This window comes from Sedimentisphaera salicampi (assembly GCF_002117005.1).
Lineage (GTDB): Bacteria > Planctomycetota > Phycisphaerae > Sedimentisphaerales > Sedimentisphaeraceae > Sedimentisphaera > Sedimentisphaera salicampi.
Genome location: NZ_CP021023.1, coordinates 2729648 through 2742204 on the forward strand (window position 1 = coordinate 2729648; position 12557 = coordinate 2742204).

The window sequence follows — 12557 nt, forward strand, 5'->3', positions numbered from 1 at the left end:
GAAATTTAATTAACATCTATTCTGATATCTGTCAACTATACTCAGGACTAGACAGCATACGCATCCTTCCATAAAGTTGCTGCCTGCTGCACCCTCAATGCAGGACGCCTTATGCCTTATTATGTTGAAGGTATGTGGATGAGAAGCCAAGAAGGGCTCACTGCCCAGCTATTAGGCCCATGCACTGTTAATACATCTGTGAAGGGAACGAAGGTGCAGGTTAAAGAGATAACGGCTTATCCGTTCTCTGATAAGATTGAGTTTGCTGTTTCTCCTGAGAAACCTGTTGAGTTTGCTCTGTCTCTGCGTATTCCTGAAGCAGCCGAAGGAGTGAAGATCTCCGGCGCGAAGCAGTTCCACCGTAAAGGCAATTATCTCACGATTAAGCGTACTTGGGAAAGCGGCGATAAATTTACTGTTTCGTTTGATTTTCCGATAGATATTATCAAGGATGATCCCGATTCACAGTATTATTTCCAAAGAGGTCCCCTTGTTTATGTTCTGCCCATTGACTATGAGATGGAGCTTCTGCCGGAGGGCAAGGTGTATGACACAAAGGCGACAGACCGAACAGGGTGGAATTATAAGCTTCCCCGCAAACCGGAATTCTTCTGTGAGAAGATTCAGGGCGATTATTTGCACCCTTGGGCAAAGCCGTCTGTTCAGCTCTCAGGCAAAATGCTTAATGAAGAGGGCGAGCTTGTTAATGTGAATCTAAAGCCAATCGGTTCAACGGTCCTTCGCCGCACAAGCTTTCCAATGGAATCAAAGCAGGATTAAGGAAGCTGAGTAGTTCTAAGCAAATTCTATTAGAAATAATGCTGCCGCAGGTGAGAGCTTGCGGCAGTTTTTTATTTTGTATAATTTCACCTTTGGCTAATCGCTTCATTAAAAGGCTTAATGTTGGTTGATTTTCCCGCACAGGGAAGAATGTTTTAATAAACTCAGCAAAATTTCAAAAAATTATATTTTTATCCTTGACTGTCTCCGCCCCTGTCGATATTATCTTAGCTCTTCACAGCCGAAGCGAGCACAGTTAGTAATACTGTGCGTATCGAGTGGGGCTATTTGCACGCAGGGCTGAGCAGTCTTGCAGGCTTATATCATCCCCGCTTACTTACCAGACCTTACGGTGCGCTTGGCTGAAGTTAGAAGAAAATTTTTACTTTTAGTTAATGCCTCCGGCATATATTAAGCTGAAATTCTAAGGAAAATTATGGCAGCTGAAGTTGAAAAAATACGTATCCGTATGGAAGCATACGACCACAAAGCCCTCGACGGCTCTGCGAAAGAGATTGTTGAGCAGGCGAGGCGGACAAATGCAAAGGTATCCGGCCCTGTTCCGCTTCCTACAAGGATAGAGCGCTACACCGTTCTTCGCAGTCCTCACGTGAACAAAAAAGCTCGTGAGCAGTTTGAGATTCGTACTCACAAAAGGCTTATCGATATTCTCGAAGCCAACAGCAGAACTGTAGAGGCTCTCAACAGATTGGTCGTTCCAGCGGGTGTATTTGTAAAGATCAAGGCCTAAAGAGAAAACAAGCTTTACTTAAGGCTGAGAACTGAAGGAAACGTAAAATGACAATGTTGCTAGGAAAAAAAGTGGGCATGACAAGGATTTATGATGATGACGGGAGCATCAAGCCCGTAACAGTCATAGAAGCCGGCCCCTGTATTGTTACACAAGTAAAAACCGAGCAGACAGACGGCTACGAAGCCGTGCAGATTGGTTTTGATGATATAAAGCCTTCACGAGCTAAGAAGCCTATGGTTGGTCATTATAAAAAGGCCGGCGCAGCTCCGAAGAAGTTTGTTCGTGAGATGAGGCTGAAAGGTGATTCCGGATCCGACTTTGAGCTTGGACAGCAGATCAAGGTAGATGTTTTCGACGGAACAAAATACGTTGATGTTGTAGGCACTAGCAAAGGTAAGGGTTTTGCCGGCGGTATGAAAAGGCATGGCTTTGGCGGTTTCCCAGCTACACACGGTACTGAAAGAAAACACCGTGCCAATGGCTCGCTCGCAAGTTTTGCCAGTGATGCCGGTAAAGGCGGAAACATCAAAAAAGGTAAGAAAATGTCCGGCCATACCGGAAACGTCAAAGTTACTACAAAGAACCACGAGCTGGTGAGCATTGATTCAGATAAGAATCTGCTTGTAGTAAAAGGGGCGGTTCCAGGCCCTTCAGGCGGATATGTAATTGTGAAAACAGCCAAGACCGCTAAGAATAAGCAATAAAACAGGAAGCCGATAAAATGATTGACGTTACTGTATACAATAAAGACGGCCAGCAGGTAGATACGATTTCGGTAAGCGAAGAATCGTTTGGTGGCGAGGTTCGCTATCCGCTGCTGAAGCAGGCAATCGTGATGTACCATGCTAACAAACGCGTAGGTACTGCGGCAACCAAAAGCCGCGGTATGGTTGCTGGTTCTTCAAAGAAGCTTTTCAGGCAGAAGGGCACCGGTAATGCACGTGTTGGTAATATGAGAACCCACAAGCGAGTAGGCGGCGGTGTAGCATTTGCCAAAAGTGTTAGAGATTTCGGCAAGAAAATGCCTAAGAAGCAGAGGAATATCGCTTGCAAAAGCGCATTGCTCGCAAAGCTTCAGTCCGGTTCAGTGTCTGTGATAGATGAGCTCTCTTTCAGCGAACCTAAAACAAAGGAAATGGCCGGCATACTGAAGAATCTAAACATAGACAGAAGCTGCCTTGTTACACTCGGGGATTATGATACGAATGTGTATAAGTCAGCAAGAAATATTCAGAAAATTGATGTAGCTGCCCTGAAAGACTTAAATGCCGGCGAGATCTGCAATAAGCAGAAGCTCCTTTTTACTAAAGAGGCATTTGATAAGCTGCTTAATGGTTGAGCGGAAGATTTGAACACGTATAAACCTGATTCGACAAGGTGAAAAAGTGGATTATTGCAACGTAATCATAAAGCCGATAATAACCGAACAGAGTATGCATTTTGCTACGAGCAAAAATGCCTATGCCTTTGAGGTTAATAAAAAGGCGAACAAATTACAGATTCGCAAAGCTATAGAGGATATCTATGGCGTTAAAGTTGAAAAGGTTCGCACGATGAACCGCAAGGGCAAAGCCCGCAGAAGAGGACGCAGTTTCGGGATGACTGCAAGCTGGAAAAAGGCTGTGGTTGTTCTAAATGAGGAAGACAGAATAGACCTGTACTAAAAAAGTGGATTAAGGCATTACTATGGCTATTAAAACATATAAACCAACAAGTCCGGGAAGAAGGTATTCTTCTGTAATTGATTACAGAGCTGTTCTGACTACAGACAAACCAGAAAAGACGCTCTGTAAAAGATTGCGTAAAAGCGGCGGAAGAAATCATCACGGAAGAACAACCTGCCGCTTCAGAGGCGGCGGCGCAAGAAGGATATACCGCTTCATCGATTTCAACCGTGATAAAGATGGCATCAGCGCAGAGGTTCAGAGCGTTGAATACGACCCGAACAGAAACTGCTTTATCTCTCTGGTGGAGTATGAAGACGGGGAAAAAAGATACATACTTTCTCCACGCGGATTGAATGTGAATTCAAAGATTATCAGCGGCGAGAATGTTGAACCGGTAGTGGGCAATGCTATGCCACTGAAAAATATACCGGTAGGCGTTGCTGTTCACAATATAGAGATGAATCCCGGTCAGGGCGGCAAGCTCGTTAGAAGTGCCGGGGGCACAGCAAGAGTTATGGCTAAAGAAGGCGGCTGGGCAACCATTATCCTCCCCAGCGGCGAGATGAGAATGGTACGTGTTGAGTGCCGTGCTACAATCGGCCAGCTCGGAAACAGCGACTATCAGAATGTGCGTATCGGCAAAGCCGGAAGAAAACGTCATATGGGACGCAGACCTCACGTACGAGGCAAGGCTCAGAACCCTGTTTCTCACCCGATGGGCGGTGGTGAAGGCAGGAGTAACGGTGGGCGTCATCCCTGTTCTCCAACCGGCAGGTTTGCCAAGGGCGGAAAGACCCGCCATAAAAAGAAACAGAGCGGTAAAAGAATAATCAGGCGTCGTAAGAACAACCGCGGCGAGCAGTTGGTTCTATAATCCAATAGTGATAAAAAGGTGAAGTTTAATGGCAAGATCGCTGAAAAAAGGTCCTTTTGTAGATGACCATCTCCTTGAGAAGGTCGCACAGCAGATGGAAGCTGGAACAAAAAAGCCTGTTAGAACATGGTCTAGAAGGTCAACAGTTATTCCTGAGTTCGTAGGCTATACCTTCGAAGTGCATAATGGACGCAGCTTTGTAAAGGTTTTCATAACAGAAGATATGGTTGGGCATAAGCTTGGTGAGTTTGCTCCAACTCGAACCTTCAAAGGCCATGGTACTCGTCAATAATATTCGGTTTACACCGGAGATATACATTAAGGTTTGCTATGTTAAACGTTAGAAGACTAAACGAAATAATCGATGACAGCTCTTTGGAAGTGGAAGATTTTGCTTCCACTCTGGATATCAATGCAGCATGTTCTCCAGTTAAGGCTGTTAAAAACTGGAAAAAAGGGCTTATGAAGCCCCAGCCTAAGGATGATGATATTGATGCGCTGGCAAACAAACTGGAAGTTGATGCATCTGAGCTGAAGGCTTGGAAAGCAGCGTTGAGATATGCCCCGCAGTCTGCCCGCAAGGTTAGGCTTGTCGCAGACCTTATCAGGGGAAGGCATGTGCGTGATGCTGAAGATATTCTCAAATTTACCCCCAAGCGTTCTGCTGCAATGGTTCTTCAGGTGCTTAAGAGTGCAGTGGCAAATGCAGATGAGGCAGAAGCCGATGTTGAAAGCCTTTACGTTGCAGAGGCCCGGGTTGACGGGGCTGGAAGACGAATCGGGACGAAGGGTTTTATACCTAAAGACCGCGGTAGAGCCCATCCTATAAGGAAAGAGGCTTGTCATATTCACGTTACGGTTGCTCAAATAACAGAGGAATAGATTAGTATGGGTCAGAAAACATCACCAGTTGGTTTCAGAACGGGAATTAGGCTTGATTGGCAGAGCACGTGGTTTGCCCCTAAAGCAAACTACGGCGATTTTATCGTCGAAGACTGCAAAATAAGAGAATTTGTTGAAGAACGATTCAATAATCAGCCTCCTTACTCAGCCGTAGCGAAAACTGAAATTGCAAGAACACGCAATGAAGTGAAGGTAACTCTGCATACTGCAAGGCCGGGAATGGTAATTGGCCCGAAGGGTGCTGAGGTTGACAAGGTTAGAGAAGAGATCGAAGCGCTGATCAACAGGAAAGTCAGCGTGAATGTAGTGGAAATCAAGGAAGCCTCGCTCAATTCAAAGCTCGTTGCAGATTCAATAGCGATGCAGCTTAGCAGAAGGGCATCTTTCCGCCGAGTAATGAAAATGCAGTGTGAGGCGGTAATGAATGCCGGAGCGAAAGGCGTTAAAATTATTGTTTCCGGCCGTCTGGGCGGTGCTGAAATGGCAAGAAGAGAAACTCAGAAAATGGGTTCTATTCCGCTTCAGACAATCGACGCCAATGTTGATTACAACAACTCTATCGCCCGTACAACATACGGTACTATCGGCGTTAAGGTGTGGATTTTCAAAGGAAAGTTTGGCGAAGAGATTCAGCCGGATAACAAAGGACGCAAGCCCAGAGGCGGCAAAGGCGGCGGAAGAAGAAATAAACCGAAAAGAAACGGCTGATTTTAGATAGAAACTAACACTTATTACAGTGCGAGGATATTGCTATGGCTTTAATGCCGAAAAGAGTTAAATACCGCAAGCAGCAGCGGGGAAAAAATAGAGGAAACGCCACACGCAACAATACAGTTGCTTTCGGCGAATACGGGATACAGTCTTTGGAGCATTCCTGGATTACTGCAAGGCAGATTGAGGCCGGCCGTGTTGCCGCTACTCACTACCTGAGAAGACAGGGAACTATCCATATTAGAATTTTCCCTCATAAGTCTTTCACCTCAACGCCTCTTGAAACTCGTATGGGTAAAGGTAAAGGTGATATTGAGGGCTGGGTAGCTGTGGTTAAGCCCGGTACAGTGATGTTCGAGATCTCAGGTGTTGATGAAAAACTTGCCCGTGCAGCTCTTGCCAGGGTAGCTCAGAAAATGCCTATAAGGTGTCGATTCGCTCAAAGAAAACACTCAATGGCGTAAGGTGGTATGCAGATGAAAGCTTCAGAATTAAGAGAACTAAAGACAGAAGATTTGCCTTCAAAGCTCAAAGAGTTTCAGAAGAAACTTTACGAGCTGAGGATGCAGTCTGTTACAGAGAACCTTGAAGATAAATATGCAATATCAAAATGTCGCAAGGATATTGCCAGAGTTAAGACAATTATTAGAAAAAATCAGTTGAAGGCTCAATGATGGAAGGCAAGGTATTTAAAACTAGACGCGGGACGGTGGTCAGCCGCAGCGGTGATAAGGCTATAAGGGTGCAGATTGATTATAATGTCAAGCATCCAGTATATGGCAAATACGTAAAACGCCGCACTAAACTCGGCGTTCACGATCCACAAAACGCAGCCAGTGTAGGCGATATTGTCGATATTGTTGAGTGCAGGCCAATCAGCAAGACCATAAGCTGGCGTCTTGTCGGCCTCGTTGAACAAGCAAACATTAAATAATCGGTGAGGACACTCAAGTGATACAGCAAGAGACAATGTTGGAAATAGCCGATAACAGCGGCGTGAAAACTGCTCAGTGCATCAAAGTCCTTGGGCACAGCGGTACAAGCAAAGGCAAATATACAAGGCCTGCTGCTTCTGTCGGTGATATCGTTAGCGTTACTGTTAAGAGACACCTGCCGACCTGTCAGCTCAACGAGAAGAAGGTTTACAAGTGTGTGATTGTTCGGACAAAAGCACCTTTACGCAGGCCTGACGGCAGCTATGTACGTTTCGACAGCAATGCAGCGGTTATGATTGATGCGGACAACAATCCCATCGGTACTCGAATCTTTGGTGCGGTAGCCAGAGAGCTTCGTGAGAAGAACTTTATGAAAATAATTTCACTTGCCAGTGAAGTAGTTTAAGAGATACAAATATGGCAGCACGTATTAAAAAAGGCGATCGAGTAGTAGTAATAAGCGGCACTAATAAAGACCGCAAGGGCGAAGTGCTCAGGGTTATGAATTCTGAGAAAGTGATTATTGAAGGCGTGAATCTTGCTAAAAAGCACGTTCGCCCATCTCAGAAGCACCCGCAGGGCGGACAGATAACTGTTGAACAGCCGATTCACATCAGCAATGTGATGCCTGTGAACCCGACTACAGAAAAAGGTGCTCGAGTAAGATTCGTTGAACAAGAGGGCGGCAAAAAGCGTGTTGCTCTCGATGGAACTGAGCTTGGTGTAGTACGCAAGCCGAAAGCTTAAAGATAGGTACGTAAATGGCACGACTGAAAGATCTATATAAATCTAAAATTGCTGCACAAATGCAGGAGAAATTCGGTTACAAGTCTGTTATGGCAATACCGAAGCTCGAGAAGGTAGTTTTGTCTATGGGTGTGGGCAACGCAATTCAGGACAAGAAGTACCTCGATCAGGCAGTGAAAGACCTTACTTCGATCTCGGGGCAGAAGCCGCTGGTATGCAAGGCCAAGATCAGCGTTTCAAACTTCAAGCTCCGTGCAGGTGAGCCGATTGGGTGCAAGGTAACTCTCAGAGGTGAGAGGATGTACGAATTCCTTGACAGGCTTATAAACCTTGCAATTCCAAGAGTGAAAGACTTCCGCGGTCTGAGCACAAAAAGCTTTGATGGGAGAGGCAACTACTCTATCGGTTTTGCAGAGCAGAGCATTTTCCCCGAAATTGATTCGGTGAATATGTTTGCCCCTCAGGGTCTGAATGTAACTTTTGTTACCACAGCGGATACCGATCAGGAGTGTCGTGAGATGCTTACGATGTTTGGTATGCCCTTTAAAAAATAATGTTAACGGAGTGATCGATGTCAACAAAGGCACTTGAAAACAAAGTAAAAAAGAAGCCCAAATTCAGGGTACGCGGATACACAAGATGTGAGCTCTGCGGAAGATCCAGAGCTGTTTACAGAAAGTTTAAGATTTGTCGTATTTGTTTCAGGAAGCTTGCCAATGAAGGCAAAATTCCTGGCGTGAAAAAGACAAGTTGGTAATGCAGAATTATTCCACTACGGAGTTTTATAGATGAGCTTAAGCGATCCAGTTGCTGATATGCTGACGAGAATAAGAAATGCTGTTATGGTGAAGCAAAATGAAGTAACCGTAAAAGCAAGTAAAGTATGCGAGGGTATTGCCCAGGTGCTTTTGAGTGAAGGGTTCATAAAAGAATATGACCGCATTGAAGACACAGGGCAGGGTATTCTGCGCATAAAATTGAAATATTCTGAGCTGGGCACACCGGTTATCACTGATTTGCAGAGAGTCAGCACCCCGGGAAAAAGGGTTTACGGCTCCGTTGAGGATCTGCCCAGAGTGCTTGGCGGATTGGGCGTGTCAATCGTTTCAACAAGCCAAGGCGTGTTGAGTGATGTTAATTGCCGCAAGAATAAAATTGGCGGCGAAATTCTTTGTACGGTGAGCTGAATTATGAGTCGTATCGGAAGAAAACCTATAGATTTACCCTCCGGAGTGAGTGTAGAAGTTGGCTCGGGCAAGGTCAAAGTAAAAGGGCCTAAAGGCGAGCTCTCGGAAAATGCTTACTCGGGCATAGACATTAAAGTTGAAGACAGCAGTGTTGTTTTTGAAAACACGAATCCTGCAGACAGAAAACTGCAAGCGATGTTTGGAACAATGAGGGCTCTGGTAAACAATATGATTACCGGCGTTACCAATGGCTTTTCAAGAGAAATGCAGATCTTTGGTACTGGTTTCAATGTTAAGGAACAGGGCGGCAAGCTTATCCTCAATGTTGGTTACTGCCATACTGTTGATATACCTGTGCCAAAAGGCATATCGATTGAGATCAAAACCGCAGCCACAAAAGGTAATGATGTTCCCGCTGTGTTTACTATTTCCGGAATTGACAAGCAGCAGCTTGGTCAGTTTGCCGCAAACGTTAGAGCGGCACGTCCGCCGGAGCCGTATCAGGGCAAAGGTGTGCGTTATGCTGATGAATTTGTACGCCGCAAGGTCGGCAAGGCATTTGCATCCTAATTCGGCAGGTTAAAAAATTTGTTTCGGGCTTGAAAAATGAGATATAAAAGACTTAAGCAATCAAATAGAAGGCGTAAATACAGAGTAAGGAAGAAGGTTAAAGGTGATTCTGACCGCCCTAGACTCTCTGTGTATCGCTCAAATAAAAATATTACAGCTCAGATAATTGATGACCGCAGCGGGGTTACCCTCGCATCTGCGAGCACCATGCAGGAAGCTTTGAAAAAAGACATTGGTCATGGCGGCAACGCCGAAGCAGCGAAGACTGTCGGCGAAACTCTGGCTAAGCGTGCTTCCGAAGTGGGGATTAAGCTTGTAAGATTCGATCGCGGTGCATACAGATATCATGGCAGAGTTAAGGCTTTGGCTGATGCTGCCAGAGAAGCCGGACTTGTATTCTGAATTTAACGTTAGCGGAGATATAAATTGGCTAAAGCATCAGATAATTATACAGCACAAAGCGATTCGGCATTTGAAGATCAGGTGGTTAAGATATACCGCTGTGCAAAAGTTGTTAAAGGCGGCCGTAAGTTCAGTTTTGCTGCACTTGTCGTCGTTGGAGACAGAAACGGCACAGTAGGAATCGGCTACTGTAAAGCAAATGAGGTGCCGAATGCGGTAGAGAAGGCCGTTAAAGAAGCCCGTAAGAATACGGTGAAAGTGGCTTTGAACGAAGGTACTATAACCCATGAGGTTGTCGGGAAATGCAGGGCAACGCAAGTAAGATTGCTCCCTGCCAGCTCGGGTACTGGAGTTATTGCAGGTTTGAGCAGCCGTGCTGTTCTCGAGCTTGCAGGTGTCCACAACGTTCTAACTAAGATTTATGGGAGCACTTCTCCCAAGAACGTGGTTAAAGCAACTCTCGACGGGTTGTGCAAACTCAAAAGCAGAGAAGAAGTAAAATCTCTTCGCGGTGTGGAACTTGAAATCTGAAAAAGGTGGTGAAAGTCGCTATGTTGAGTCACGAGATAACGAAAAATGCCGGCAAAAATAAGGCTCCTTCCCGTATTGGAAGAGGCCGAGGCAGTGGAAATGGAAAAACTGCTGGCCGAGGACATAAAGGACAGAAATCCAGATCTGGGCACTCCCGCAAGGCAATGTTTGCCGGCGGTAACATACCTGTATTCCGCAGGCTTCCCAGAGTTGGCTTCAGCAATTATCATTTTGCTAATAACTACGAAATTGTGAATGTAGTTCAGCTTGAGAAGTACTTCGAAGACGGCTCTACCGTTGGCGTGGAGCAGCTCGCAGAGCATGGTCTTGTTGGAAGTTCTGCAAGCAGGGTCAAGATTCTTGGTGATGGACAGCTTACTAAGAAACTGACAGTACAGGCGCATAAATTCAGCAAAAGTGCACAGGAAAAAATATCCAGCTGCGGCGGTACGGCAAGTGTCGTGGCCTGAGGCTGTAAATGAGGTGTGAGTAATGTTCAGCAAGTTAGTAAACGTTTTCAAGATACCTGACCTACGCAAGAAGATACTGTTTACAATAATGCTGCTATGCATTTACAGGGTAGGATTCCATATCCACGTGCCCGGAACAGATAATGAAGTGATTCAGCAGCAGACAAGCAGCAGGGATTCTTCTTCGCCTCTCGGCAGAATGGCCGAGACGATGCAGATGTTTACAGGCGGTACGCTGAGCCGGAGTTCACTCTTCGGGCTTGGGATTATGCCTTACATCTCTGCTTCAATTATCTTGATGCTTCTGGGGGAAGTTTGGGAACCGCTTAAAAAGCTCAGGCAGGAAGGTATGCAGGGGCAGCGAAAAATACAGGAGTACACCCGATATCTCACGGTGCCCTTGTGTGTGATTCAGGCCCTTATGATAATGACGTGGCTAAGGTCGATGGGCGGTATATATCCCGGAATGGAGTTTTCTACCACTCTGCTCGGGGTTATAGGTATGACCGCCGGCACACTCTTTTTGATGTGGCTCGGCGAACAGATAGATGAATACGGTATTGGAAACGGCATCAGTCTTTTGATTATGGCTGGTATCCTTTCGAGAATGCCGGGAACAGTGGTTCAGGTCGCTCAAAATTCTACCTTACAGGTGGGGGCTATCGAAGGCCAGTACGGGCCTGGCAAGATTATGTTTATTGTTGCCGCTTTCCTCTTTGTGGTAGCGGGGGCGATCCTCATTACTCAGGCACAGAGAAGAATACCAATACAGCAGGCACGTCAGATGAGAGGCCGCAGGATGGTTGGCGGAGTTCGCCATTATCTGCCGTTGCGTGTTAATCACGGCGGCGTAATGCCGATTATCTTTGCCTCAAGTTTGATGATGTTCCCGGGAATCATAATAGATCAGATTGCCAAGATTGGTACGCTGGGAGGAAGTCCGGTTATGATGTACCTTGCAGGTGCGTTTACTCCGCAGGCCTGGACATACAACTTCGTTTATATTGTAATGATCTTTGCTTTCTCATATTTCTGGACTACTGTACAGTTCCAGCCGAAAGATTTGGCGAAAAGCCTTCGTGATCAGGGCAGTTTTGTGCCAGGGCTTCGCCCGGGGCACAGAACCGCAGAATATCTTGAGAAGGTGATGACAAGAATTACATTTTACGGGGCATCTTTCCTCGCAGTGATTGCTGTAGTACCTCAGCTTGTTACAATCCTTATGGGTGTTGACTGGGTAGTAGCTTCCTTCCTCGGAGGTACCGGTCTTCTGATTGTGGTAAGTGTTTCGCTTGATCTTGTTCAGAGAATTGAATCCCAGCTCGTAATGCATAATTATGAAGGATTCTCCGATTCAGGTAAGATTAAAGGTGCAAGAAGATGATAGTAATACTCGTAGGTCCGCCGGGAGCAGGAAAAGGAACTCAGTGCAAGAAACTGGTTGAACAGTTTGATATGAAGCACCTTTCCAGCGGAGATATATTCAGAAGCGAGATTGCCGGCAAAACAGACCTCGGCCAGAAGGCCAAGCAGCACATAGACAAAGGTGAGCTTGTGCCCGATGAGCTTGTTATAGATATGATGATTTCAGCCGTTAAGAATGCCGATTACAACTGCATTCTCGATGGATTCCCGAGAACTCTGCCTCAGGCGGAGCAGCTCGATAAAGCTCTCGAAAAGGAAAATACCAAAATTGATGCTGTGATTGAGCTCGCTGTCAACGACGAAACAGTTGTCCAGCGGATTTCCAAACGCAGAGTCTGCCCAGACTGCGGGGCTGTGTATCACCTTGAAACTATGCCTCCAATGCAGGATGGGATATGCGATAAATGCGGCAGCAAAATTATCCAGCGGGATGATGATAAGAGGGAAGTTGTTCTTGAAAGACTCGAAACTTATCATAAAATGACTGAACCGATCATCTCGCATTACAAAGATGCGTCTGCTGCTTATATTGAAATAGATGGCTCACAGCGGCCCGAAGCGATAACTAATGATATCGCTCAAAGGTTGAAAGAAGCATAGG

The 12557-nt window shown here is 45.9% G+C and carries 23 protein-coding genes; all 23 read left to right on the forward strand.

What is annotated here, in order from left to right:
- Nucleotides 1-111: 111 nt before the first annotated feature.
- Nucleotides 112-780, forward strand: a complete 669-nt coding sequence (locus STSP1_RS10440; RefSeq protein WP_085756274.1) for a glycoside hydrolase family 127 protein — start codon at nt 112-114, stop codon at nt 778-780.
- Between the two features lie 436 nt (nt 781-1216).
- Nucleotides 1217-1531, forward strand: coding sequence for a 30S ribosomal protein S10 (gene rpsJ / locus STSP1_RS10445; protein WP_077540027.1), 315 nt, complete (start codon nt 1217-1219; stop codon nt 1529-1531).
- A gap of 47 nt (nt 1532-1578) precedes the next feature.
- Nucleotides 1579-2238: a 50S ribosomal protein L3 gene (gene rplC / locus STSP1_RS10450; protein ID WP_085756275.1), complete on the forward strand. Its 660-nt coding sequence runs from the start codon at nt 1579-1581 to the stop codon at nt 2236-2238.
- Between the two features lie 17 nt (nt 2239-2255).
- Complete coding sequence (gene rplD / locus STSP1_RS10455; RefSeq protein WP_085756276.1) at nt 2256-2873, forward strand: 50S ribosomal protein L4; 618 nt, start codon at nt 2256-2258, stop codon at nt 2871-2873.
- A gap of 46 nt (nt 2874-2919) precedes the next feature.
- On the forward strand, nt 2920-3198 hold the full coding sequence (rplW, locus tag STSP1_RS10460) for a 50S ribosomal protein L23 (RefSeq protein ID WP_085756277.1): 279 nt from the start codon (nt 2920-2922) through the stop codon (nt 3196-3198).
- Between the two features lie 22 nt (nt 3199-3220).
- Nucleotides 3221-4075, forward strand: coding sequence for a 50S ribosomal protein L2 (gene rplB / locus STSP1_RS10465; protein ID WP_085756278.1), 855 nt, complete (start codon nt 3221-3223; stop codon nt 4073-4075).
- A gap of 28 nt (nt 4076-4103) precedes the next feature.
- Complete coding sequence (rpsS, locus tag STSP1_RS10470) at nt 4104-4367, forward strand: 30S ribosomal protein S19 (RefSeq protein ID WP_085756279.1); 264 nt, start codon at nt 4104-4106, stop codon at nt 4365-4367.
- A gap of 38 nt (nt 4368-4405) precedes the next feature.
- Entirely contained in the window at nt 4406-4957 is a 552-nt protein-coding gene (gene rplV / locus STSP1_RS12700; protein ID WP_226997481.1) for a 50S ribosomal protein L22, read from the forward strand.
- Nucleotides 4958-4963: 6 nt separating this feature from the next.
- The gene (gene rpsC, locus STSP1_RS10480; protein WP_085756280.1) at nt 4964-5686 is read left to right on the forward strand and encodes a 30S ribosomal protein S3; all 723 of its coding nucleotides are present in this window, start codon (nt 4964-4966) and stop codon (nt 5684-5686) included.
- Between the two features lie 44 nt (nt 5687-5730).
- Nucleotides 5731-6153 (forward strand): 50S ribosomal protein L16, encoded by a 423-nt coding sequence (rplP, locus tag STSP1_RS10485; RefSeq protein WP_085756281.1) that lies wholly within the window; start codon nt 5731-5733, stop codon nt 6151-6153.
- A gap of 12 nt (nt 6154-6165) precedes the next feature.
- Complete coding sequence (rpmC, locus tag STSP1_RS10490; protein ID WP_085756282.1) at nt 6166-6363, forward strand: 50S ribosomal protein L29; 198 nt, start codon at nt 6166-6168, stop codon at nt 6361-6363.
- On the forward strand, nt 6363-6623 hold the full coding sequence (gene rpsQ, locus STSP1_RS10495; protein WP_085756283.1) for a 30S ribosomal protein S17: 261 nt from the start codon (nt 6363-6365) through the stop codon (nt 6621-6623). The genes rpmC and rpsQ overlap by 1 nt, the downstream gene beginning before the upstream one ends.
- A gap of 17 nt (nt 6624-6640) precedes the next feature.
- The gene (gene rplN / locus STSP1_RS10500; RefSeq protein WP_085756284.1) at nt 6641-7030 is read left to right on the forward strand and encodes a 50S ribosomal protein L14; all 390 of its coding nucleotides are present in this window, start codon (nt 6641-6643) and stop codon (nt 7028-7030) included.
- A gap of 11 nt (nt 7031-7041) precedes the next feature.
- Nucleotides 7042-7371, forward strand: coding sequence for a 50S ribosomal protein L24 (rplX, locus tag STSP1_RS10505; RefSeq protein WP_085756285.1), 330 nt, complete (start codon nt 7042-7044; stop codon nt 7369-7371).
- Between the two features lie 14 nt (nt 7372-7385).
- The gene (gene rplE / locus STSP1_RS10510; RefSeq protein ID WP_085756286.1) at nt 7386-7925 is read left to right on the forward strand and encodes a 50S ribosomal protein L5; all 540 of its coding nucleotides are present in this window, start codon (nt 7386-7388) and stop codon (nt 7923-7925) included.
- A 17-nt stretch (nt 7926-7942) separates the two neighbouring features.
- Nucleotides 7943-8128, forward strand: coding sequence for a type Z 30S ribosomal protein S14 (locus tag STSP1_RS10515; protein WP_085756287.1), 186 nt, complete (start codon nt 7943-7945; stop codon nt 8126-8128).
- Between the two features lie 31 nt (nt 8129-8159).
- Nucleotides 8160-8558, forward strand: a complete 399-nt coding sequence (gene rpsH, locus STSP1_RS10520; protein ID WP_085756288.1) for a 30S ribosomal protein S8 — start codon at nt 8160-8162, stop codon at nt 8556-8558.
- A 3-nt stretch (nt 8559-8561) separates the two neighbouring features.
- Nucleotides 8562-9128 (forward strand): 50S ribosomal protein L6, encoded by a 567-nt coding sequence (gene rplF / locus STSP1_RS10525; RefSeq protein WP_085756289.1) that lies wholly within the window; start codon nt 8562-8564, stop codon nt 9126-9128.
- A gap of 36 nt (nt 9129-9164) precedes the next feature.
- Nucleotides 9165-9530, forward strand: coding sequence for a 50S ribosomal protein L18 (gene rplR / locus STSP1_RS10530; RefSeq protein ID WP_085756290.1), 366 nt, complete (start codon nt 9165-9167; stop codon nt 9528-9530).
- Nucleotides 9531-9554: 24 nt separating this feature from the next.
- Nucleotides 9555-10061 carry a 30S ribosomal protein S5 gene (gene rpsE, locus STSP1_RS10535; RefSeq protein WP_085756291.1) on the forward strand — a complete coding sequence of 169 codons (507 nt, stop codon included), beginning with the start codon at nt 9555-9557 and terminating at the stop codon, nt 10059-10061.
- A 20-nt stretch (nt 10062-10081) separates the two neighbouring features.
- Nucleotides 10082-10531 (forward strand): 50S ribosomal protein L15, encoded by a 450-nt coding sequence (gene rplO / locus STSP1_RS10540; protein ID WP_085756292.1) that lies wholly within the window; start codon nt 10082-10084, stop codon nt 10529-10531.
- Nucleotides 10532-10553: 22 nt separating this feature from the next.
- Nucleotides 10554-11915 carry a preprotein translocase subunit SecY gene (secY, locus tag STSP1_RS10545; RefSeq protein WP_085756293.1) on the forward strand — a complete coding sequence of 454 codons (1362 nt, stop codon included), beginning with the start codon at nt 10554-10556 and terminating at the stop codon, nt 11913-11915.
- Nucleotides 11912-12556 (forward strand): adenylate kinase, encoded by a 645-nt coding sequence (locus STSP1_RS10550; RefSeq protein WP_085756294.1) that lies wholly within the window; start codon nt 11912-11914, stop codon nt 12554-12556. The genes secY and STSP1_RS10550 overlap by 4 nt, the downstream gene beginning before the upstream one ends.
- The last annotated feature ends 1 nt before the right edge of the window (nt 12557 follow it).